Here is a 23,588-nt window from a genome sequence, read left to right as displayed (position 1 = left end):
TTATTTGGCTTCTCAATCATCTACACCTTTTCCCAAAATTACAAAATATAGTGATGTTTTTGTTGCGCTAGCGATTGTAACAATTGTTGTTATGATGATTATTCCGCTGCCAACAATGCTTCTTGACATTTTTTTGACACTGAATATTACTTTAGCTCTTACGGTTGTGATGGTTGCAGTTTATAATACAGAACCACTTGATTTTTCTGTATTTCCCTCTCTGCTACTTATTACGACATTATTTCGCCTAGCCCTTAATGTGTCTTCAACAAGGCTGATCTTAAATAGTGGCTATGCCGGTGAAGTGATTTTGGCTTTCGGAAATTATGTTGTTGGCGGGAATGCTATTGTTGGTTTTATCATGTTTGTTATTTTAATCATTATACAGTTTATTGTTATTACTCGAGGCGCTGAACGTGTAGCGGAAGTGGCGGCTCGCTTTACTTTGGATGCTATGCCTGGTAAGCAGATGAGTATTGATGCTGATTTAAATTCTGGGCTGATTAATGATGCTGAGGCGAAGGAACGGCGGCGTAAAATTCAGCGAGAAGCTGATTTTTATGGCGCTATGGATGGTGCCAGTAAGTTTGTCAAAGGCGATGCGATTGCTGCTATTATCATTATTGTAATTAATATTGTTGGCGGTTTTGTTATTGGCATGGTTCAGTTTAATTTATCAGCCGTCCAGGCTCTGTCGCAATATACCCTTTTAACTGTCGGTGAAGGACTCGTGAATCAGATACCAGCGTTGCTTATTTCAACAGCCACTGGTATTGTTGTGACAAGGGCTGCTTCTGATCATAATCTTGGCTATGATCTAGCGACACAGTTGATCAGTAATGACAGGGTCTTTTTGATTGTTGGTACAGTACTTGCTTTTTTCGCTATTGTGCCAGGTTTGCCAGGGATTCCGTTCGCTCTCTTAAGCGGTTTGTTATTTTTTACGGCTTATGCATTGAAAAATTCGCAGAAGACGATTGAAAAAGAAGAAGTTAATCAACAGGAACAGCAAGAAATGGAAGAAGTACGCAAACCCGAAAATATTGTCTCGTTGCTCCAAGTTGATCAAATGGAACTCGAAATTGGCTACAGTTTAATTCCACTTGTTGATGTTGGCCAAGGCGGTGATTTATTAGATCGCGTCGTCATGATTCGACGGCAATGTGCCATTGAACTGGGGCTTATTGTGCCTACCATTCGAATTCGTGACAATATTCAACTAAAACCGAGTGTTTATGTCATAAAATTAAAAGGTGTAGAGATTGCTCGAGGTGAATTATTACTTGAACATTATATGGCGATGAATCCAGGAACTGTTTTTGAGGAAATTCCTGGAATTCCTACGCAAGAGCCGGCTTTTGGTTTGCCCGCCATTTGGATACAGGAAGCAGACCGGGAAAAAGCCGAGCTTGCTGGCTATACTGTAGTTGATACTGTGTCAGTTTTAGCCACTCATTTGACAGAAGTCATTAAAGCGCATGCTTTTGAAATTATTGGGCGTCAAGAAGTACAGACACTAGTTGATTCGATTAAACAGAAGAATCCAGCTGTAGTAGAAGAGTTGGTGCCAAACCTTCTCGCTTATGGCGATATTCAAAAGGTTTTATCTAATCTTTTACGTGAACGAGTTTCGATTCGAGACATGGTTACAATACTGGAAACACTTGCTGACTATGCGACATTGACAAAAGATATGGAAGTTTTGACAGAGTACGTTCGTCATTCTTTGTCGCGACAAATTTGCAGCAGTTTTGTCATAAATAATACACTGACTTGTTTGACTGTTGATCCGCAGTTAGAAAGTATAATCACTAATTCGGTGCAACGGACAGAACAAGGTTCTTTTGTCGCTTTAGAGCCTCAGAAGATGCAAGAACTTATTAGTAGTCTGACTGAAGAAATTCCTAAGCTTACGAACTTGGGATATCAGCCAATTGTTTTGACAAGCCCCGGGGCTCGACTCTATTTTAGAAAATTGACGGAACGGGCTGCGCCAAATTTGGTAGTATTATCATACGCTGAGATTGATGCAAAAGTAGAAGTCCAAGCAGTAGGGATGGTGAGAGTATAATTGAAAGTGAAATCTTATACAGCCAGTTCTATGCAGGAAGCAATGGCACAGGTGAAAACAGAGTTAGGCCGTGATGCTGTTATACTTCATACTAGACGGTTTAAAAAAGGCGGTTTTTTGGGATTTTTCGCCAAAGATATGGTCGAAGTTATGGCGGCAATTGAATCAAATGCTGTAAAAACGGCAGATGTAAAACCGATTCTACCGATAAAACCCACTGAAGCGGAAAATAAGATAGTAGCAATGCAAGAAGAATTAGCTACGATGAAGAATCTTATGGAGCAAGTGCTAGATAAAGTTCCGCAAGAAGGAACAAAAGCTTCCACGGAAAATCCACTTTTTCCTTACTTGCAATTGCTTTTGAATAATGATGTAGATTTACCTATTGCCGAAGAACTGTTGAAAAACGTTCTTGTGAGTTCAACGCCATCTAAACAAGAACTGCAAATGGTAAAAAGACAGCTTTATCATAAAATCCACCAGTATTTTGCCAATATTAATGGGATCGAATTTGTGGAAAACCAGTGCAAAGTTGTAGCGCTTATTGGTCCGACTGGTGTCGGTAAAACAACGACAATTGCAAAACTAGCTGCTAATTTTGCCTTAAAGCAGGGCTATAAAGTCGCACTTGTTACGGCTGATACATATCGAATTGCCGCAGTTGACCAACTGAAAACCTATGCCGATATTATTGGCGTTCCCTTAGATATTGTGTATACACCAGAAGAACTGAAAGCGGCGATTAATCGGTATCGCGATAAAAACTTGGTTTTAGTAGATACCGCCGGAAGAAGTCCTTCGAATCAACAACATTTGGTTGAATTGCAAACACTGCTTTCGGTAGACGCTTCGATTGAAAAACATTTGGTTTTAGGAACAAATACAAAATATCGCGATGCATTAGAGATTGTAAATAAGTTTTCAGCCTGTTCGCCACAAAAATTTCTGTTCACAAAAGCCGATGAATCTACGAATATAGGAACCATTTTTAATTTGTTGTATCATTTTCCGGCAAGACTGTCTTATATTACAACAGGTCAGAATGTGCCTGACGATATTGAGTTAGCCGATCCGGCTAAATTAGCAAATCTTCTTTTAAAGGAATAGCCTATGAAAGATCAAGCAGAAAAACTGCGCCTTATGGCGAAAAACTCTTCGACAGCTTTGCCGCAGTCTCCTCGTGGCAAAATTATTAAACAACAGCAGTTGGCAAAATCCCGTGTTATTACAGTGACAAGTGGTAAAGGCGGAGTAGGCAAAACTAATTTTACCATTAATTTAGCTTTGGCTTTAGCTGCTTATCAAAAAAAGGTTTTAGTAATTGATGCCGATCTTGGTATGGCTAATATTGATATTGTTTTAGGCTGTCATGTTCCTTATACCTTAATGCATCTTCTTTCTAGCGACATGGATGTAAATGATGTTATTACGGAGGGGCCGTGTGGAATTAAATTTTTATCAGGTGGTTCTGGGATTCATGAATTAGCGAACTTGTCAAACGAAGCGCTAGAAAGGCTCGTTCGTAAAATTACTCTTTTTGATAGCTGGGCTGATATTATATTGATTGATACGGGAGCTGGCATTCATCGTAATGTTATTAATTTTGTGATGGCTGCAGATGAAGTGATTTTAATTACAACGCCGGAGCCAACGGCGATCACCGATGCGTATGCTATGGTTAAAACAATTGCCAGTCATCAAGTAACAGCACCGTTGCATTTAGTCGTGAATCGTGTTCTTGATGTTACAGAAGGACAATTTGTTTTTGATAAATTGGGTCATGTAGCTCAGAAATTTTTAAAAATTCCCCTAGCACAGTTAGGCTTTATTTATGAAGATCGCTCTATGATGGAAGCGGTGAAAAAACAAAAACCCCTTCTTTTGTCATATCCGAACTCAATCTCCTCTCAATGTATTGAAGAAATTGCTTATAAAATTACTTTAGAAGAAAAAATATTGGTGCCGAAAGGAATTCGCGGATTTTTTTCGAAGTTTTTAGATATATTGCGTTAAGTGGTTTTCATAGGGGGGATTTTTCATTAGTCATCAAATTTTACAAGTCAATCAACGGGTAGAAATTATTCTCGTGAGTGGGCGAGAAACAGAATATCATCGTAGCCGAATTGAAGAAATAGGAAAGAATCAGTTAATTTTAGCTATGCCGATGAAGCAGCAAATGCCAGTCATTCCTCTTTCAGGAACTTCTTTTTATGGCAGTATTTTAAATGAAACGGGGCGTTATCAATTTAAGAGCGTTTACCAAGACAAAAGGCTGCGTCCAATTCCTGTATGGCTTGTAACGATGCCGACAGAAATACAAAAGATACAGCAAAGATCTTTTGTCCGTTTAGATATAGGAGTATCTGTTATAGTAAAGTGGCAGAATGAAGCCGGTGAACAAAGTGAACAAATGATTACCCGCGATCTTAGCGGTGGCGGTGTTTGTTTAATTGCATCAAAACCCTTTTTATTGCAAACAGAAGTGGTTTTGACGATAGATTTAGGCGACGGCGAACTGGTTATGGCAACGGGAACGGTTATCCGTGTACAAAAGCAAGTGGCGGAACGACCAATTTTCTTGCTTGGCATCGCCTATGGCGAAATTATTGAAAAAGATAGAGGGAAAATTATTAAATTTATTTATCAAAAACAGCTGGAGCGTAAACGAAAAGGACTATAAAGAAACGGTGGGATCCAAGATGATCAGAGTACTAATTGTAGACGACTCGGCATTCATGCGCAAAATGCTGACAGACTTATTTGTTTCCCAGCCTGATTTTTCTGTAGTTGACACGGCTCGCAATGGCAAAGATGCCATTGATAAGGTAAAGCACTTAAAACCTGATCTTGTTACTTTAGATGTAGAGATGCCTGTTGTTGACGGAATAAAAGCATTAGAAGAAATCATGAAGCAAACCCCTGTTCCTGTAGTTATGATTAGCAGTTTAACTCATGATGGAGCGGAAGCCACTTTACGTGCGTTAGAACTTGGTGCAGTCGACTTTATTGCCAAAACAGCTGGGCCGATTTCGACACTTTCCGGCATTCAAAACGAAGTTGTCGAAAAATGCCGAGCTGCAGCGAAGGTAAATGTAAGCACTCTAAAGAGGAGCCCTTTTCCTGTTGCTCCTGTCGCGGTTCCGAAAAAAACACCGCTGCAACCTTTGGCTGAAGCGGTAGATGATAAAGTTGTTGCCATTGGTACATCAACAGGTGGTCCAAGAGCTTTGCAGGAAGTGCTGACAAATTTACCGGGGACGCTGCCAAGTAGTATTGTGATTGTGCAGCATATGCCTCCTGGTTTTACTAAATCTTTAGCAGAAAGATTAAATTCGCTTTCAGCTTTGACCATAAAGGAGGCAGAAAACAATGATATTTTGCGTCATGGACTCGTGCTAATTGCTCCTGGAAATTATCATATGACTTTCGAGCGAACGCAAAATAAAACCGTTGTGAAGTTAAATCAAAATCCTCCTATTGGCGGACATCGCCCAGCAGTTGATCCCATGCTGGAAAGTATTGCGAATTTATATAAACAAAAGGCAATTGGAGTTATTTTAACTGGAATGGGCCATGATGGTTCAAAAGGGATTGCTGCCATCAAACGTTTTAATGGAATTACAATTGCTGAAGACCAGACAACGGCTGTTGTTTATGGGATGCCTAAGTCAGCCGTTGAGTTGGGGGTCGTTGATCGTCTTGTACCACTTCATGCAGTTGCTAACGAGATTGTCAAGGCCGTTACAAAATAACTGGAGGTGCAACTATGGATACAAATCAATACATGGGTATGTTTTTAGAAGAGTCACGCGAACATTTGCAGACATTAAATCAAAATCTACTAGAATTAGAAAATGATCCAAGTGATTTAAGCGTTCTTGATGAAATTTTTCGTAGCGCTCATACGATCAAAGGTATGTCAGCTACAATGGGATTTACACAAATTGCTGAATTAACGCATGAAATGGAAAATGTGCTTGATTTATTGCGTAAATCTGTTTTAAATGCGAGTGAGGTTATTGTTAATACGTTATTTCGTTGCGTAGATACGCTAGAACAGCTTGTTGAAAGCGTGTCTAATAATACAGAATCTGATATTGAAATTGCTCCGCTTATTCAAAAATTACACCAAATTGCCAAAGGTGAATCTGGTGCTGGTGAAAGTGCTGCTTCACCGCAGGTTACAGCAACGGCAGCAGCAACTGCAACCTCTACAGCAAGCGGTGAGCCGCTTTCGACGATGGAATTTAGCGAATCCGAGAAAGGTGTCATTTTACAAGCCCAGCAGCAAGGGCTAGTTGCTTATGAAATACAAGTAAAGCTACGTGATGGCTGTATACTCAAGTCAGCTCGCGCCTATATGGTAATGAGCGCCTTGGAAGAAATGGGCGAAGTTTTTAAAGCGGTTCCCGCCGCTGAGGAATTAGAACGGGAAAATTTTGAACTTTCTTTCCAGGTATTTCTTGTGACTGGCAATGAAGCTGACAAGATACAACAAACTGTTTTAAATATTTCGGAAGTTGACACTGCGCAGGTTTTGGTATGTGAAATGAAAGTACCGGAAGTTAAAGCGGCTCCAGTGGCAGCCGCTACGAGTGCTAGTACTCCGCAAAATGCTGCACCAGCACCTAAAAAGCCAGCTGGTGCGCCTAAAGGAAATGATAATTCACAAAAACTCAAAAGTGGCCAGTCGGTTCGTGTCGATATTGATAAACTAGATAGTTTATTAAATTTAGTAGGCGAACTTGTTATTAATAAAACACGTCTTGAACAGATTGGAATCACTCATAAATTGACAGACCTTGTCGAAACGATTGAGCAAATGGATCGTGTAACAACAGATTTGCAGAATGTTGTTATGAAAGTCCGCATGGTGCCAGTTGGCCAAGTTTTTAATCGGTTTCCTCGTATGGTTCGCGATTTATCCCATGAGTTAAATAAAGAAATTAATTTGATTATTCAAGGGGAAGAAACAGAACTTGATCGTACTGTTATTGACGAAATTGGCGATCCCCTTGTCCATTTGCTCCGTAACTCCATTGACCATGGTATTGAGCATCCGGAGGAACGGGAAGCTCAGGGGAAAAATCCGGTAGGCGAAGTTCGTTTGATTGCCAGCCATGAGGGCAATAATGTAATTATTATGGTTGAAGACGATGGCAAGGGAATTAATCCAGAAGTGATTAAGCGTAAGGCTGTAGAAAAAGGTCTAGTTACGCAAGCTGATGTTGATAAAATGGATCCTAATGAAGCAGTTCGTATGGTTTTTTATCCTGGGTTTTCAACAGCGGAGGTACTGACAGACGTATCTGGACGCGGTGTTGGTATGGATGTTGTTAAAACTAAAATAGAGTCGCTTGGCGGTATGGTTGATGTGGAAACAAAAGTAGGCGAAGGTAGTAAGTTTAAAATTCGTTTGCCTTTGACATTAGCAATTATTCAAGCGCTTCTAGTCAATGTTAGTGAAGAAATTTATGCAATTCCGTTAGGGGCTATTGATAGTACAATTAATATTACCCATGACGACATCAAAACAGTACAAAATCAAGAAGTTATTTTACTGCGAGGCCAGATTATTCCAATTGTTCGTTTGGCGGAATCTTTAGAAGTTCCGACCAAAGAAAAAAATGAACAGGAAGAACTTTTCGTTGTTATTGTTCATTTAGGCGATCGGCGTGCTGGTATTATTGTCGATACGCTGATTGGTCAGCAGGAAATTGTTATTAAATCTTTAGGTAAATTGCTTGCAGGAATTAAAGTAATTGCTGGCGCTACTATTTTAGGGAACGGCCAAGTTGCCCTGATCTTAGATGTCGGCTCATTAATGCAATAAGGGAGGTGCAAAAAATGGCAGAACAGACGTTTACGGAAAATGAACTTCAACTTGTTGTTTTTAAATTAGGCAGAGAAGAATATGCCATTAGTATTTTGCAAGTTCAGGAGATTAAGCGCATGACCGATATTACTCGTGTGCCTTATACTCCTGACTATATTCGCGGCGTGATGAATCTAAGAGGGAGTGTTCTTCCCGTTCTTGATTTGAAGCGACGTCTGAGTTTGCAAGCTGGCGAGTTTACTGATGATACACGTATCGTTATTGTAAAAATACAAGAAATTACTGTTGGTCTAATTGTTGATGCTGTATCGGAAGTTATGGCGATTTCTCATGAAAATATTGAGTCTTCCCAGTCTGTTGTTACTGACGTAGCAGCGAATTATCTAGATGGTGTTGGCAAGCTTGATAATCGTCTGCTGATCTTATTGAATTTAGAAGCGATTATTGGTATGAATCAAGAAAATGCTAAAGTAGGTTAGTGAATACGCAAGTAATGAGGTGGAAATCTTGTCTGAAGAAATTTTAAAGTTGTCAACTATGCAGCTTGATGCTTTGCGAGAAATTGGCAATGTAGGAGCTGGTAATGCCGCCACTGCCTTATCGCAGATTATTAATCGCAAAATTGACATGACTGTGCCGCAAGTTTCCATTCTTCCTCTTGGCGATGTTCCCGATGTTGTTGGCGGTCCTGATGCTATGGTAGCTGGCGTGTATTTGCGTGTATTTGGTCCGGCGCCAGGCAGTATTTTGTTCTTGCTGCCACGTGATAGTGCGTTTTATCTCGTAGACATGTTGATGGGACGAGAGCAAGGCTATACAACTTCATTGAACTCCATGGATGAATCGGCTTTGATGGAAATTGGCAATATTTTAGCAGGCGCTTACCTGAATGCTTTATCCTTTTTTACAAAATTGACACTTTTACCATCTATTCCCGCTTTGGCAATTGATATGGCTGGCGCTATTTTGAGTGTTATTTTGAGCCAAATTGGTCAAATGGGAGATCATGCCCTCGTTATTGAAACGGAATTTACGACTGAATTCGAAGGTGTAAAAGGCCACTTCTTTTTGATTCCCGATCCCGGATCCTTGAGCACGATTCTTTCGGCAATAGGGGTGAAGGAATAATGGCTGAATTGATTAAAGTCGGAATGGCTGATTATAAAATCGGTTCCAATCCAGCCAGTATTATCAGCTATGGGCTAGGTTCCTGTGTAGGAATTGCGTTATATGACCCTATTACTAAAATTGGCGGTCTTGCCCACATTATGCTTCCAGATAGTACCCAAGCTCGTTCTACAGAAAATCCAGCCAAATTCGCTGATACGGCAATTCCGCTAATGTTAGAAGAAATGATCAAAAGCGGCGCCTCTCGCAGTCGAATTACAGCGAAAATTGCTGGTGGTGCACAAATGTTTACTTTTACTAATGCGACAGACATTATGCGCGTCGGTGAACGTAACTCCGAGGCAGTAAAAGTTGTTTTGAAAAAACTAGCAATTCGATTAGTTGCTGAAGATACTGGAGGAAATTACGGACGTACTGTAGAAATAAAACTTGATACAGGTATGTATCGAGTAAAAACAATTGATAAAGGAGAGAAGGAGCTATAGAGAGGAGTTGCAATGGTGTGAATCAATTTATTCCAGCCTTAGCACTTGCAGCAGTTGCATCAGTTCTTACTGCTTTTTGTGCCTTTTCCCAGCAAGTGCGACCTATGGCTATTTTGTTTCGATCCTCTATCTCTTTATTGTTTTTTGCTTCTCTCGGGCTGGTTCTTACCTTGTGGGTCAAACGAACTTTTAAAAGTCTTATTGCAAATAGTGAAGAAATAAAAAAAGACTTAGCTTCGAATCAAGAACCCCTTGAGAATGAAAGAGAAGAGCAGAATGTGAATTCTTCTTTTCAACCCTTATCTGCCGATAAGCTTGAGCATATATCCGAATCGAAAGGGTGATTTCGATAAGGGACGGGGGATAATGAATGACAGTTTTGAACGAAAGCAAAAATAATGAGATATTTCAATTGTGGGAAGCCTACAGTCAAGAGAAGTCGATCATTCTACGGGATAAAATTATTGAACAATATTTGCCTCTTGTAAAAATTGTTGCTGGTAGGATTGCCATTGGTTTACCTCACTATGTGGACAAGGATGATTTGCTAAGCAATGGTTTCTTTGGATTACTTGACGCGATTGAACGATATGATCAAAAGCGTGGTGTTAAATTTGAAACGTATGCTGTTGCTCGCATACGTGGCGCTATTTTAGATTCTCTGCGGGCCCAAGACTGGATTCCTACAACATTGCGCCAAAAGGCGAAACAGTATGAACAGGCTTTGGTCCGTCTGGAGAATCGTTTAGGTCGATCCGCTACTGATCAGGAAATTGCTGATGAACTTACAATACCTTTAGAACAGTACTATCAGCTACTTTCACAGCTTAATGCAACGACTTTGATTCCTTTGGAAGATTATGCAAAGTCAGAAAGCTCTTCAGGCCTAGTGAATCCATCACAGGCGATTGAGGATGAAGAGGTTAAAATTACTTTAGCGCAAACGATTGATAACTTACAGGAAAAAGAAAAAATTGTTTTATCTCTTTATTATTATGAAGGATTAACCCTCAAAGAAATTAGTTTAATTATGAAACTTTCGGAAGCAAGAATTTCTCAGTTGCATACCAAGGCTATTTTTCGGATGAGGGCCGCTTTGTCCCGTCTGAAGTCTAGTTTACTCTAGTCTCGGTTTGAGAGGAGGATTACAGTGTCTGAACATGAACGCATTGTAGAAGTAGTCGAAGATAAATTAAAAGACCTTAATGGGTATTATTCACTAGAAACAAGTGAAAAGGGCGTTTATTTGACGGTTCATCCTCCCCAGGGAGACGGAAAAATTGTGGCGGAAGCTGCTATTTTACAAGAGCTGGCTGCAAGAGAAATTTCGGATATAAAAGCGGGGATGATTTCTAAAACAATTGCCGAAGCTACGGGGACACCTGTCAAAATTGCTGATTATAAAGCGGAAGCGGCTGAGCCGGAATATACGATACTTGTTGCGCGTGATCGCATGTCAGCCAATCTTTCCATAAAAAAACCACCACGTTGCCGTCCGATTAATTTGCAAGAAATTATGGATAAATTAGCAGCTGCAGGCATTGTTTATGGAATTGATGAGGCGGCAGTTCAGCAGGCTAATGAGCGTCCTGGCAGTACGGTGATATGTGCTAAGGGTCTTGCCGCTGTTGATGGTAAAAGTTCAGAAATAAAAGTGCTTTTTGACGATGCAAATCGTGGTCGTCCTGTTGAAAAGGACAATGGGACGGTTGATTATAAAGATCTTAATTTGTTTACCGTTGTTAAGCAAGATGATGTATTAGCAGAAAAAATTCCAGCAACAAGTGGCTCACCAGGAAAAGATATTTTAGGGACGGATATTTCACCTAAACCAGGCAAGGATTTACCGCTTCCTGTAGGGAAAAATGTTCGGATTGAAGAAAATCGAATTGTTGCCGATATTGCTGGCCAAGCTCTTTTGACGAATGGTAAAGTGAATGTGGTTCCAGTGATTGAAATCAAGGGTGATGTTGACTTGTCTACTGGTAACATTGACTTTATCGGTAGTGTCACAATTCGTGGGTCTGTTCAATCTGGGTTTTCCGTAAAGGCAGCCGGCGATATAGAGGTTATGGGGGCTATTGCCGGTGGCACAGTAGAAGGCAAAAATGTATTAGTTCGAACTGGAATTCAGGGAATGAACCGTGGTTATGTAAAAGCCTTAGAAAATGTGACGGCAAAGTTCATTGAAAATGCTACAGTATTTGCCGGCGGGGAAGTTCTTGTAGCTGATGTAATTTTACATAGCAGGGTCAGTGCGGCTAAGAAAATTATTGTCGAAGGACGTAAAGGTTTAATTGCTGGCGGAACTGTGTCAGCTGGCGAGGAAATTCGCGCAAAAGTTGCTGGAACCTATATGTCTGTTAGTACAGATCTAGAAGTCGGTGTAAATCCGATGCTTAGAGAAGAACATCAGTTTCTTCGACGGGAAATGAAGAAACTGAATGTTACCTTAGAGCAAGCACAAAAAGCTCTGACTATTTTGAAATCAGTTGATCCAGAAAAATTGTCGCCTGATAAACGGGAAATGTTGTTAAAAATGACAAAAGCGCAATTTCATTTAATGGGCCAGCAAGAAACGCATAAAAAACGTCTGACAGAAATTGAGGCCATGTTTGATGATATGCGCTATGGCAAAATTAAGATAGCTGATACAGTATATCCAGGGGTGAAAGTTGTAGTAGGCACTTTAGTGAAACCTATAAGGGAAAACATGAAATTTGTTTCCTTTTATGAGGATGATGGGGAAATTGTGGTTGGTTCTTATCGGTAAGCTTTGATCTTAGTAGGTGGTGATAGCAATGAATGGCATTAGGCCCATGGAGATGCAAGTGTTGATTCCACGAACAACTGATGTCGGAAAAATGCAACAAATTGCGAACCAACAGCCCGCGTTAGATCAGCAGATTGTTAGCGAACAATTTAAAACTGTAACAAATCACCGCCAGCAGCAAGTACAGCAAAGCGATAAGTCAGAAGGCGGAAAAATTACACGCGATCAAGAGCGTGAACAAGAAAAAGGCCATTCCCAAAAACAGTTTTCAAAGCGTGATTCGTCGCAAGAAGAAAATGCTATGTCACTGCCCAAAACGGTGATTCCTAGCGATCCAGTACGAGGTCATACTATTGATATTAAAACTTGAGCAGGGTAATTGAGGTGTCTTTATGTTAACTACAGTAGTTGTGGCGGTCACGTTTTTGTTGGCATTAGCTTTACTAGCTTTTTCAAAACAGGATTTGCTTAAACAACGTTTTAGCAATCAATTAGCGAAACCAGCAAATGATTTGCAAGATCAGCTAGAGCTTACTGCTGATACAGTAATTAAAAATCTAGAAGGACATATTATTCAGCTTGAATCGCTGTTGGCAGAAGCTGACCATAAAATGGAAAGGATGGGTGAAACCATTCGTCAAAGTGAAAGTAAATTGACTTCCATGAGCCAAGCCTTGTCTGACACAGATAAAAAAATGAATGAACTTGATGAAAAAATATCGGAAGCCAAAGTTGTTAATACTGTACTCGCTAATACTCAAAAAACTGCTCTTATGCAATTAGCCAAAGAAGATCTTTCCTTAGCGCGTAATAGAGTGGAATTACAAGAAGCGATCCCACTCTATCAGGTTCGAGAAACGGAACAAAAGCTGTCATCACAGCCGGAGCCGCTTGAGAAAGTGGTTCCTTATGCTTTTAATCAATATCAACACCAACGAGAAACTTCTATTTTAGCGCCAGCATCACTGGAAACGGAAGCAGTGACTTCCGATGAGACGGTAAATCAGCCCCAAGCAGTTAATTCGAGTGAACCAGACACTAGATTGGCTGATGCGCTAGCGGCGGAGCAACATAAAGCTTCGGTCGAACAAGACATTGCTAAACTAGATCAATCAATACAACAACAACGACCTGTTGTATTGGCTATGGCGCAACAAGGTTATACTGTTACGGAAATTTCTAAGGTAACAGGTTTAGGCAAAGGCGAGATTTTATTATTTCTTGAATTGAATAAGACATCATAAATTGCTCATATTAAAAGTTAAAGGGCATTTACGATAAATTAAAATTTGTGCTTGTATCTATCGTTTATTTATGATAAAATATATTCCGGTATAATTCACACGCAATTCAATGGGGCTGGCAGTGCCATAAAGGTTCCAGTCAAAAATGCGAGTTGCGGCGGAAAATAACAGGAGGTGCTATACCATGTCAGTAATTTCAATGAAACAACTATTGGAAGCAGGTGTCCACTTTGGTCACCAAACAAGAAGATGGAACCCTAAAATGGCTACCTACATTTTTACGGAACGTAACGGGATTTATATTATCGATTTACAGAAAACCGTAAAAAAAGTTGAGGAAGCTTACAATTTTGTTCGTAACCTAGCAGGTGAAGGCAAAACGATTCTTTTTGTCGGTACGAAAAAACAAGCGCAGGAAGCTGTTAAAGAAGAAGCTGCTCGCTGCGAAATGTTTTACGTAAATGAAAGATGGTTGGGCGGTATGCTCACAAACTTCCAAACAATTCAAAAACGGATTAGCCGTTTAAAAGAATTGGAAAAAATGGAAGAAGACGGAACGTTTGATGTTCTGCCGAAGAAAGAAGTTTTAACTCTTCGTCATGAAATGGAACGTCTGCAGAAATTCTTAGGCGGCATCAAAAATATGCAGCAGCTTCCTGGCGCTTTATTTGTAATCGATCCTCGTAAAGAACGCATTGCAATTGCCGAAGCACGCAAACTGGGTATTCCTATCGTCGCTATTGTTGATACGAACTGCGATCCTGATGAAATTGACCAAGTAATTCCTGGTAATGATGATGCTATTCGTGCTGTAAAACTTCTTACAGGCAAAATGGCAGATGCAGTTTTAGAAGGCAAGCAAGGCGAACAGTTAGCTGACGCTGAATAATCGAAAATAATTTCTTAAAGGTAAGGGGACAGACGCTGTTTGTGTTCCTTACCTTTACTAATAAATAGGAGGCACATGAATGATTACAGCAGGAATGGTAAAAGACTTGCGCGAACGTACTGGTGCAGGTATGATGGATTGTAAAAAAGCTTTGGCTGCAACTGAGGGTGATATGGATAAAGCAGTTGACTTTTTACGTGAAAAAGGTTTAGCAGCCGCTGCGAAAAAAGCTGGACGAATTGCTGCAGAAGGCGTCGTAGAATCTTATATTCACGGCGGCGGACGCATCGGCGTTATGCTTGAATTGAACTGTGAAACTGATTTTGTTGCTAAAACCGATGATTTTAAAGAACTGGCTAAAGACGTAGCTATGCAGATTGCTGCTGCCAATCCTCTCTATGTGCGTCGTGAAGAAGTTCCGGCCGATTTAGTAGAACATGAAAAAGAAGTTCTGAAAGCACAGGCTTTAAATGAAGGAAAACCGGCTAATATTGTAGAAAAAATGATTACAGGCCGTGTTGAAAAATTCTATAAAGAAATCTGCCTGATGGAACAAACTTACATAAAGAATCCTGATGTAACAATCACGCAGTTGATCAATGAAAAAATCAGTAAAATCGGTGAAAATATTTCGATACGCCGTTTTTGCCGCTTCCAGCTTGGCGAAGGTTTAGAAAAAAAATCAAATGATTTTGCTGCTGAAGTACAAGCTGCTGTAAAGCAATAAGAACAAAGAGAACACGTTTGTGTTCTCTTCTTTACTACAAGAAGAGAGATTTGAGATGAAAGGCGGAGGGTTTTTTTTGGAACAATCGAAATATAAACGGGTTGTTTTGAAACTAAGCGGCGAAGCAATGGCGGGGAATATAGGATACGGCATTGATCCTGTGACAGTTGATAGCATAGCAAAGGAAATTCGACAAATTCGCGATACTGGCGTAGAAGTAGCACTTGTTGTTGGTGGCGGTAATATTTGGCGCGGACTTGCTGGTAGTGCCAAAGGCATGGATCGGGCAACAGCTGATTATATGGGGATGTTGGCTACGGTTATGAATTCATTGGCTTTGCAAGATGCTTTAGAACAGTGCGGTGTTGATACGCGTGTACAGACAGCAATTGAGATGCGTCAAGTTGCTGAACCTTATATTCGCCGTAAAGCAATTCGTCATTTGGAAAAAGGCCGTGTTGTTATTTTTGCTGCTGGAACGGGAAATCCTTACTTTTCGACCGATACGACAGCGGCATTGCGTGCTGCTGAGATTGAAGCAGATGTTATTTTAATGGCTAAGAAAAATGCTGATGGGGTTTATGACTGTGATCCTCGCCATAATCCCGATGCAAAGAAGTTTAAAGAACTAGAATATATTGAAGTATTGCAACGCGGCTTAGCTGTTATGGACTCTACAGCCACGTCTTTATGTATGGATAATGAAATTCCAATGGTTGTTTTTAGCATTGATGAGCCAGGCAATATACTGCAGGCTGTACTTGGTAAAGACATTGGAACAATTGTGGGAGGTAATAAAATTGACCACTAAAGAGGTTTATACTGCCCATGAAGAGAAAATGAAAAAAGCATTGGAAGCTGTGCGTCGCGATATGGCTAGTATTCGTACAGGTCGTGCTACGCCTGCTTTGCTTGACAAAATTACGGTGGATTATTATGGTACGCCTACACCTGTGAATCAGGTTGCCAATATTTCTGTGCCGGAACCGCGTATTATTGTCATTCAACCTTGGGAAAAAACGATGCTTTCTCCTATTGAAAAAGCGATTTTAAAATCTGATTTAGGTCTCATGCCTAATAGTGATGGCGTTGTGATTCGACTGGCCATTCCTCAACTTACTCAGGACCGCCGTGCAGAATATGTAAAAATGTTACATAAGAAAGCGGAAGAAGGCCGTGTCGTTGTAAGAAATGTGCGGCGTGACGCAAATGATGCCTTAAAAAAGATGGAAAAAGATCATACTATTTCTGAAGACGAATTAAAAAAAGCACAAGATGACATGCAGAAGCTGACTGATCGATTTATTAAAGAAATTGATCAAGCCGCAGTAGTGAAAGAAAAAGAAATTATGGAAGTGTAAACAGTGTCTTCTTTAAATTTAATTGGCTATCCTATGACAATAGCTGTTCGAAAATTACAAGAAGCGGGAATTTCTTATTCTTATGTCGTAACTGAGCCGCCATTAGGACGCAGTAAATTAATGAAAGAAGATTTATATGTGTTGCGTCAGTGTAAGAGTACGGAAAATCATTGTGAATTGATTCTTGCTGCAAGGATAGTTCCTTCATATTTATAACCAAACAGCAGTACCTGTGTGGCGGTTTGCCCTTAAGGGTGCTATCGTAGCTTTTAAACCCCCTCGTGTGAGGGGGTTTTCTACTCATCATAAAATTCAAAAGTTTATTGACGGGTGGTTTATGCATGTTAAAGTGGTTTTTAAAGCGAAATAAGACCTCGACAGAACTTTCTACGGCAATGAAAAAATTGAAGATGGATAGGATTCCTAAGCATATTGCCATTATTATGGATGGCAATGGTCGCTGGGCACAAAATCGTGGTTTGTTGCGCTCTTTTGGTCATAAGGCCGGAGCGGTAACACTAAAAAAGATTGTTCGTTTTGCTTCCGATATTGGGGTAGGTGCTATCACGGCTTATGCGTTTTCTACGGAAAACTGGAAACGGCCAAAAGATGAAGTTGATTTATTAATGCAACTTTTTTCTTCTTATCTTGATAATGAGGTTGAAGAATTGCATCAAAATCAAGTTCGTATTATATTTAGCGGCGATTTATCAAAACTATCGCCTCTATTACAAACTAAGATGAATGAGGCTGTTCAGTATACGGCGCAGAATCAAGGGCTTGTTTTGAATTTAGCGGTGAATTACGGTGGTCGGGCTGAACTTGTACAGGCTTTTCAAATTTTAGCTCGTCAGGTACAGGCTGGAACGCTTGCTATAGAAGCGATTACGGAAGAGAGTATAAGTGATGCCTTATTTACGAAAACTTTACCTGACCCGGAGCTTTTAATTCGGCCAAGTGGCGACCAACGGATCAGTAATTTTTTATTATGGCAGTCTGCTTATACCGAATTTTGGTTTACAAAAACAAATTGGCCGGATTTTACGCCAGAACTGTTAGTGGAAGCAATTCTTGACTATCAAAAGAGGGATCGACGGTTTGGCGGATTGAAAAAATAAAGTGGGTGTCAAGATGCTGGGAAAGCGAATTCTTACGGCCCTGATCGGAATGGCTTATACTGTGTGGGTAGTCAATTACGGACAGTGGCCTTATGTTTTAACCATTTTACTTATTACGCTGCTCGCATGGCATGAGTATTGCCGCATGCTGCTTACGCGAGAGATTCGTTGCAATTATTGGCTAGGCGCCTTCACAGTATTCTTGTTGCCAGCCTGCGCCTGGTTGGGAAATAGTAGTGAAATGATTGGTCTGTTAACTTGCGTAAATTTGCTATCACTGGCTCATTGTATATTATTTCGTGAAAAGTGCGCTATTTCCGATGTGGCCTTTACTATATTAGGAATCAGCTATATTGGGCTCACTTTTTCTCACCTTATTTTGTTGCGCTTTTATGACGAGAGGATACTTTGCTTTGGTAGTTTGACCTATAGCACTGCTTATTTATGGCTTGCATTTTTAGGTACATGGGCTAGTGACACCTTTGCTTATTTTATTGGCTCTCGGTTTGGCAAGCACAGACTTTGCCCAGCTATTAGTCCTAGTAAAACAATTGAAGGATCTATCGGCGGTGTTTGTGGTAGTCTCTTAGTGGTGCTTTCTTTTAGTGTTTATGTTGGCCTTCCCTGGCTACATAGTTTAGCTATGGGGATTTTAGTCGGTGTTATGGCCCCGTTAGGTGACTTAGCTGAATCGGCTATAAAACGATTTGCTCAAATTAAAGACTCTGGCACGATTCTGCCAGGGCATGGTGGAATTTTAGATCGTTTTGATAGTATTTTATTTGCTGTTCCTGCAGTATATTATTATGTCATTGCCTTGTTAGGCTAGAGGAGAAACTATGCATACAATAGCAATTTTGGGAAGTACTGGTTCTATTGGGACTCAGGCTTTAGAAGTTATTTCTCATTTTCCGCAGTTGTTTACTGTTGCTGCCTTGACGGCGCAAAGCAATGATCGACTGCTCGAAGAACAGATCAATATATTTCGGCCTAAAGTAGCTGTTCTTACCGATGAAGCGGCAGCAAAACGGCTCTGCCAGCGCTATAAGGGACCGACGCGTATTTTGATGGGCGAAGATGGCTTGCTTGCTGCAGCGACTGAGACGGATGCTCAAACTGTTTTAACTTCGCTTGTAGGGTTTGCAGGACTCAAACCAACGATTGCTGCGATCAAAGCAGGGAAACATATTGCTTTAGCGAATAAAGAAACACTGGTAGCTGCTGGTGAATTTGTCACAGCCTTAGCGAAGCAGCACTCTGTGAAGCTTTTGCCTGTGGATAGTGAACATAGTGCAATTTTTCAATGCTTGCAAGGCCTAGGAGAAAATCGGCTTCATAAAATTTTTCTCACTGCTTCCGGCGGTCCGTTTCGAAACTCTACGATGACAGAATTGCAATCTGTTACAGTGGAGAAGTGCCTGTGTCATCCAAATTGGAATATGGGTCCGAAGGTAACGATAGATTCTTCAACACTAGCCAATAAAGGGTTGGAAGTGATTGAGGCGCATTGGCTTTTTTCGTTGCCTTATGATGACATTGATGTAGTAGTTCATCCGCAAAGTATTGTTCATTCGATGATTCAGACCATCGATGGATCGGTTATAGCACAGCTGGGACAACCTGATATGAGATTGCCTATTCAATATGCTTTTTCTTATCCTGCGCGGTTACCAGGGCATTATCCCCAGCTTGATTTTCGCCAAGCTTTATCATTAACGTTTGAACAACCTGATTTAATTCGATTTCCCGCATTAAAGCTGGCTTATGAAGCAGGACGGCAGGGAAAGTCTTATCCTTGTGTTTTTAATGCTGCCAATGAAATTGCCGTTCAGGCTTTTGTAGCTGGCAAAATTCCTTATCTAGCCATTGCCTCACTCATTGAAGCAACGTTGGCAGCGCATCAGGGAATGTCTGAATGGTCGATCGACAGTGTGTTTGTTGCTGATGCTTGGGCTAGAGAGCAGGCGGCAAAGTCTATCACGAAATTTAGCTTGTAAGATTCATACAGGACATTTTAATAAGGTGGTGAATGATCTGTTGTCGATTACAGTTATTGCAACTGTTTTTGTGTTTGGTCTTTTGGTTTTTGTCCATGAGTTAGGTCATTTTGCAACAGCAAAATGGACGGGAATGCGTGTCGATGAATTTGCTATTGGTTTTGGCAAAAGTATTTTCTCAGTCCGTCGCGGTGAAACTCTCTATTCCTTACGCTTAATTCCGTTAGGCGGATTTAATAAGATTGCCGGAATGGATCCTGATGAAGAGCAAGATGAACGATCTTTTCAGTCTAAGCCGATTTGGGCGAGAATGCTCGTGATTGTAGCAGGTTCAGCTATGAATTTTTTACTGCCTGTGTTGCTCTTTGCGATTGTCTTTTTTTCCGCAGGCATTGATAAAGTTTCACCAGAGCCTGTGATTGGTTCGGTCATGGCGGAACGACCAGCCGAACGGGCTGGATTTTTGCAGGGGGATCGAATTCAGTCGGTAAATGGTACGACAATCGCTACTTGGAGTCAGTTTGTTGCTGCGGTGCAAGGCCAAGCCGGTCAACCCCTTGAAATTACGGTTGTGCGCGATAAAGCTACTGTTACAACAAAAGTTGTGCCAGAGTTCGACCCAAAAGGAAACCGTGGTGTTATTGGCGTAATGCCAATTATTGAAAATCAAAAAGTCGGCATATTTGAAGCGATGGGGCTTTCTGTTAAGCAAACCTATGTTGTGGCGAGCGGCATGCTTGTAGGAATTGGCCAAATGGTATCAGGTCAAATTGCCGCTGAAGTTGCTGGCCCGATTGGTGTCGCGCAAATGACTGGTCAGGTTGCGCAGCTTGGCATTTTACCACTGCTGCAATTTGCTGCTTTTTTAAGTATTAATCTTGGGCTAATCAACTTGTTTCCTGTACCCGTTTTAGATGGTGGTCATATTGTTACTTTAGCGATTGAAGCGCTTCGCGGTAAGCCTTTAGGACGACGTAGCGCTCAAATTGTGCAAATGATCGGTATGGTGTTGTTATTAATGCTTATGGCTCTTGCTACCATGAAAGATATAGCGAGATTGAATTTGTTTTAATTTCACAGATGGATGAGGGATCAGACGATGGAACGAAGAAAAACGAGACAGATTCACATTGGATCTGTTGCTGTAGGCGGTTTTGCCCCTATTTCCGTACAGTCTATGACCAATACGAAAACCGATGATGTGGCGGCGACAGTAGAGCAGATTGAACGACTTGCAGCTGCTGGTTGTGATATTGTTCGTCTGGCCATACCAGACCAGCAAGCAGCCGAGGCGATTTTCGCCATAAAAGAACAGACTGCTTTACCGTTAATTGCTGATATTCATTTTGATCATAAGCTGGCGCTTACTGTCATTGAGCGAGGAATTGACGGTCTAAGAATTAATCCTGGCAACATTGGCGATCAAACGAAGGTCAAAGCAGTTACCAAAGCGGCAAAACAAGCGGGAATCCCCATTCGAATCGGGGTTAATGCTGGATCGCTTGATAAAAAACTCTTAGCAAAGCATGGCGGTCATCCTACAGCTGCAGCGCTAGTTGAGAGCGCTCTAGAACATATTCGTTTGTTGGAACAGGAAGACTTTTACGATATAAAGATATCTTTAAAGGCCCATGATGTTCCGCTGACAATGACGGCTTACCGTCTAATGGCAGAGACCAGTAGTTATCCGTTGCATCTTGGCGTAACGGAAGCTGGTACGTATCAATCTGGTCTTGTTAAGTCGGCAATCGGCATTGGCGGTCTATTGTCAGAAGGAATTGGTGATACACTTCGTGTTTCCTTAACAGGCGATCCTGTTGTCGAAGTGAAAGCAGGTAATGAAATTTTAAAAGCCCTTGGTCTTAAAGAATATGGACCGACACTGATTTCTTGTCCTACCTGCGGTCGTTGTAATATTGAATTGGCACCGATTGCGGCTCAAGTAGAAGAGTATCTTGCTACAGTGAAAAAACCGCTCAAAGTTGCGGTAATGGGTTGTGTTGTAAATGGTCCGGGTGAAGCCAAAGAAGCTGATATAGGTATTGCTGGCGGTAAAGGCGAAGGGCTGTTGTTTGTAAAAGGCGAGATTGTACGAAAAGTACCGGAAACGGAACTTCTGAGTGCTTTGTTTGCTGAAATAGATAAGATGGTTTAATAGTAGGGAGGATATACGATGTTAGCATCAAGACTTTATGCGCCGACACTTAGAGAAACACCGGCCGAAGCGGAGATTATCAGTCACAAGCTAATGCTGCGGGCTGGCATGATTCGTAAAGCGGCAGGCGGTGTATATACTTATTTGCCTTTAGCGCTTCGCGTGCTAAAAAAAATCGAAGCAATTATTCGGGAAGAAATGGATGAAGCAGGCGGTCAAGAACTCTTAATGCCGATTATTCAACCAGCGGAACTGTGGAAAGAATCGGGCCGTTGGGATGTGTATGGCGATGAGATGTTCCGGTTAAAAGATCGTCATAATCGCGATTTTTGCTTGGGACCAACCCATGAAGAAATTATTACTACATTGGTACGAGCGGAAGTCAAGTCTTATCGACAGTTGCCTGTTATGCTCTATCAAATTCAAAATAAATATCGTGATGAAATTCGGCCACGTTTTGGTTTAATGCGGGGACGCGAGTTTATCATGAAGGATCTTTATTCTTTTGATCGTGATGAAGCGGGTCTTGATGTAAGTTATCAGAAAATGTATGATGCTTATACGCGAATTTTCACACGCTGCGGTCTCACTTTCCGTCCGGTTGAGGCTGACTCGGGGCAAATTGGCGGTAGTGGTTCTCACGAATTTATGGTGTTAGCAGAAGCGGGGGAAGCAGCGATTGCTTTTTGTTCTGCCTGCGATTATGCAGCTAATGTAGAAAAAGCCGAGCTGGCGGCGCTATCTGCTCCTGATGAAACAGCTGAAGCACTTGTGGCTGTTGCTACACCGGCGCAAAAAACAATTGCTGAAGTTTGTGCCTTTTTACAGGTTTCACCAGAGCAAACGATTAAGTCGCTTGCTTATCAGACGGAAAAAGGTGAACTAATCGTTGCTTTAGTGCGTGGCGACCATACGGTCAATGAAGTGAAATTGCAAAATGCAGTGGGGTGCATTGATCTTACTTTGGCATCTGACGAGGCGATTGTAAATAAGCTCCATAGTTCAGCGGGCTTTTTAGGACCTGTAGGACTTAAAGATGTAACCATTGTGGCCGATCCTACTGTGATGAACTTGAAAAATGCGGTTTGTGGCGCCAATGAAGTAGATAAACATTATCGCAACGTCAATCCAACACGGGATTTTACGGCAGCTATTGTGAAAGATATTCGTTTGATTGCGGCTGGCGATCCTTGTCCGCGTTGTGGTGCACCGGTGAAAACGGCTCGCGGCATTGAGGCAGGACAGGTGTTCAAGCTCTTTACGAAATACAGTGAGTCCCTTGATGCTACCTATATTGACGAAAACGGTAAATCAAAACCGATGGTTATGGGCTGCTACGGTATTGGCGTTAGCCGAACTATGGCTGCAGCGATTGAACAGCATAATGATGAATATGGCATTATTTGGCCTGTGCCGATTGCCCCGTATCATGCTGTTGTTGTTCCCGTCAATGTCAAAGATGCCGAGCAAATCGCTTTTGCTAAAACGGTTTATGAAACTTTGCAAAAGGCTGGGATTGAAACGGTTCTTGATGATCGTGCCGAACGGCCTGGTGTGAAATTTAAAGATGCTGATCTGATTGGTTATCCTTTAAAAATTACCGTAGGACCTAAGACTTTAGCCGAAGGCAAACTGGAAGTGAAAGTACGCCGCACTGGCGAACAGTATTTCTTTGATGCTTCGAATTATTTAGAGGCTGTAAAAACTTTACTGCAAGGGCTGTAAGAAAAGGAAAAGGCAGTGGTGCGTGATGCTCACACTGCCTTTTTTTAATCACAAGTAAAAAAATATGATACAATAATCA

General features: G+C 41.2%; 25 protein-coding genes. All 25 read left to right on the top strand.

The annotated features are described in order from the left end of the window. Positions 1 to 4: 4 nt before the first annotated feature. The 25 genes from flhA (at position 5) to AC0MXB_RS05810 (ending at position 23,509) form a co-directional block, all read left to right on the top strand. Positions 5 to 2,071, top strand: coding sequence for a flagellar biosynthesis protein FlhA (gene flhA, locus AC0MXB_RS05930; RefSeq protein WP_474038683.1), 2,067 nt, complete (start codon positions 5 to 7; stop codon positions 2,069 to 2,071). Between the two features lie 6 nt (positions 2,072 to 2,077). Further along, the gene (flhF, locus tag AC0MXB_RS05925; RefSeq protein ID WP_474038682.1) at positions 2,078 to 3,178 is read left to right on the top strand and encodes a flagellar biosynthesis protein FlhF; all 1,101 of its coding nucleotides are present in this window, start codon (positions 2,078 to 2,080) and stop codon (positions 3,176 to 3,178) included. Between the two features lie 3 nt (positions 3,179 to 3,181). After that, the gene (locus AC0MXB_RS05920; RefSeq protein ID WP_474038681.1) at positions 3,182 to 4,084 is read left to right on the top strand and encodes a MinD/ParA family protein; all 903 of its coding nucleotides are present in this window, start codon (positions 3,182 to 3,184) and stop codon (positions 4,082 to 4,084) included. Between the two features lie 25 nt (positions 4,085 to 4,109). Next, a complete protein-coding gene (locus AC0MXB_RS05915) occupies positions 4,110 to 4,751 on the top strand; it encodes a flagellar brake protein (RefSeq protein WP_474038753.1) in 642 nt (213 codons plus the stop codon). Positions 4,752 to 4,770: 19 nt separating this feature from the next. Further along, positions 4,771 to 5,823: a protein-glutamate methylesterase/protein-glutamine glutaminase gene (locus tag AC0MXB_RS05910; protein WP_474038680.1), complete on the top strand. Its 1,053-nt coding sequence runs from the start codon at positions 4,771 to 4,773 to the stop codon at positions 5,821 to 5,823. A gap of 14 nt (positions 5,824 to 5,837) precedes the next feature. Further along, on the top strand, positions 5,838 to 7,904 hold the full coding sequence (locus AC0MXB_RS05905; protein WP_474038679.1) for a chemotaxis protein CheA: 2,067 nt from the start codon (positions 5,838 to 5,840) through the stop codon (positions 7,902 to 7,904). Between the two features lie 14 nt (positions 7,905 to 7,918). After that, positions 7,919 to 8,386, top strand: coding sequence for a chemotaxis protein CheW (locus AC0MXB_RS05900; protein ID WP_474038678.1), 468 nt, complete (start codon positions 7,919 to 7,921; stop codon positions 8,384 to 8,386). 28 nt (positions 8,387 to 8,414) lie between these two features. After that, positions 8,415 to 9,035: a chemotaxis protein CheC gene (locus tag AC0MXB_RS05895; protein ID WP_474038677.1), complete on the top strand. Its 621-nt coding sequence runs from the start codon at positions 8,415 to 8,417 to the stop codon at positions 9,033 to 9,035. Next, positions 9,035 to 9,520, top strand: a complete 486-nt coding sequence (locus AC0MXB_RS05890) for a chemotaxis protein CheD (RefSeq protein WP_474038676.1) — start codon at positions 9,035 to 9,037, stop codon at positions 9,518 to 9,520. The genes AC0MXB_RS05895 and AC0MXB_RS05890 overlap by 1 nt, the downstream gene beginning before the upstream one ends. A 17-nt stretch (positions 9,521 to 9,537) precedes the next feature. Further along, positions 9,538 to 9,864 carry a hypothetical protein gene (locus AC0MXB_RS05885; protein WP_474038675.1) on the top strand — a complete coding sequence of 109 codons (327 nt, stop codon included), beginning with the start codon at positions 9,538 to 9,540 and terminating at the stop codon, positions 9,862 to 9,864. A gap of 26 nt (positions 9,865 to 9,890) precedes the next feature. Continuing rightward, entirely contained in the window at positions 9,891 to 10,646 is a 756-nt protein-coding gene (locus AC0MXB_RS05880; RefSeq protein ID WP_474038674.1) for a FliA/WhiG family RNA polymerase sigma factor, read from the top strand. Between the two features lie 24 nt (positions 10,647 to 10,670). Then, positions 10,671 to 12,293: a DUF342 domain-containing protein gene (locus AC0MXB_RS05875; protein WP_474038673.1), complete on the top strand. Its 1,623-nt coding sequence runs from the start codon at positions 10,671 to 10,673 to the stop codon at positions 12,291 to 12,293. Between the two features lie 28 nt (positions 12,294 to 12,321). Further along, on the top strand, positions 12,322 to 12,663 hold the full coding sequence (locus tag AC0MXB_RS05870) for a hypothetical protein (protein ID WP_474038672.1): 342 nt from the start codon (positions 12,322 to 12,324) through the stop codon (positions 12,661 to 12,663). Positions 12,664 to 12,685: 22 nt separating this feature from the next. Further along, positions 12,686 to 13,537, top strand: coding sequence for a DUF6115 domain-containing protein (locus AC0MXB_RS05865; protein WP_474038671.1), 852 nt, complete (start codon positions 12,686 to 12,688; stop codon positions 13,535 to 13,537). Between the two features lie 184 nt (positions 13,538 to 13,721). Beyond that, positions 13,722 to 14,426, top strand: coding sequence for a 30S ribosomal protein S2 (gene rpsB, locus AC0MXB_RS05860; RefSeq protein WP_474038670.1), 705 nt, complete (start codon positions 13,722 to 13,724; stop codon positions 14,424 to 14,426). A 79-nt stretch (positions 14,427 to 14,505) separates the two neighbouring features. After that, positions 14,506 to 15,153 carry a translation elongation factor Ts gene (gene tsf / locus AC0MXB_RS05855; RefSeq protein ID WP_474038669.1) on the top strand — a complete coding sequence of 216 codons (648 nt, stop codon included), beginning with the start codon at positions 14,506 to 14,508 and terminating at the stop codon, positions 15,151 to 15,153. A 76-nt stretch (positions 15,154 to 15,229) separates the two neighbouring features. After that, on the top strand, positions 15,230 to 15,964 hold the full coding sequence (gene pyrH, locus AC0MXB_RS05850; RefSeq protein WP_474038668.1) for a UMP kinase: 735 nt from the start codon (positions 15,230 to 15,232) through the stop codon (positions 15,962 to 15,964). Between the two features lie 28 nt (positions 15,965 to 15,992). After that, positions 15,993 to 16,514, top strand: a complete 522-nt coding sequence (frr, locus tag AC0MXB_RS05845; RefSeq protein ID WP_474038752.1) for a ribosome recycling factor — start codon at positions 15,993 to 15,995, stop codon at positions 16,512 to 16,514. A 3-nt stretch (positions 16,515 to 16,517) separates the two neighbouring features. Beyond that, positions 16,518 to 16,730, top strand: coding sequence for a hypothetical protein (locus AC0MXB_RS05840; RefSeq protein ID WP_474038667.1), 213 nt, complete (start codon positions 16,518 to 16,520; stop codon positions 16,728 to 16,730). 125 nt (positions 16,731 to 16,855) lie between these two features. Next, a complete protein-coding gene (locus AC0MXB_RS05835; protein WP_474038666.1) occupies positions 16,856 to 17,632 on the top strand; it encodes an isoprenyl transferase in 777 nt (258 codons plus the stop codon). A gap of 13 nt (positions 17,633 to 17,645) precedes the next feature. Next, positions 17,646 to 18,461, top strand: a complete 816-nt coding sequence (locus tag AC0MXB_RS05830; RefSeq protein WP_474038665.1) for a phosphatidate cytidylyltransferase — start codon at positions 17,646 to 17,648, stop codon at positions 18,459 to 18,461. A 10-nt stretch (positions 18,462 to 18,471) separates the two neighbouring features. Continuing rightward, positions 18,472 to 19,629 (top strand): 1-deoxy-D-xylulose-5-phosphate reductoisomerase, encoded by a 1,158-nt coding sequence (locus AC0MXB_RS05825; RefSeq protein WP_474038664.1) that lies wholly within the window; start codon positions 18,472 to 18,474, stop codon positions 19,627 to 19,629. 40 nt (positions 19,630 to 19,669) lie between these two features. Continuing rightward, entirely contained in the window at positions 19,670 to 20,701 is a 1,032-nt protein-coding gene (gene rseP, locus AC0MXB_RS05820; RefSeq protein ID WP_474038663.1) for an RIP metalloprotease RseP, read from the top strand. Between the two features lie 27 nt (positions 20,702 to 20,728). Beyond that, positions 20,729 to 21,784: a flavodoxin-dependent (E)-4-hydroxy-3-methylbut-2-enyl-diphosphate synthase gene (gene ispG, locus AC0MXB_RS05815; protein ID WP_474038662.1), complete on the top strand. Its 1,056-nt coding sequence runs from the start codon at positions 20,729 to 20,731 to the stop codon at positions 21,782 to 21,784. A gap of 18 nt (positions 21,785 to 21,802) precedes the next feature. Beyond that, the gene (locus AC0MXB_RS05810) at positions 21,803 to 23,509 is read left to right on the top strand and encodes a proline--tRNA ligase (protein ID WP_474038661.1); all 1,707 of its coding nucleotides are present in this window, start codon (positions 21,803 to 21,805) and stop codon (positions 23,507 to 23,509) included. The last annotated feature ends 79 nt before the right edge of the window (positions 23,510 to 23,588 follow it).

It is taken from the genome of Pelorhabdus sp. sgz311001 (assembly GCF_055901755.1).
Note: the sequence above shows the minus strand (reverse complement) of the source record. Positions and strands in the feature narration are given on the sequence as shown.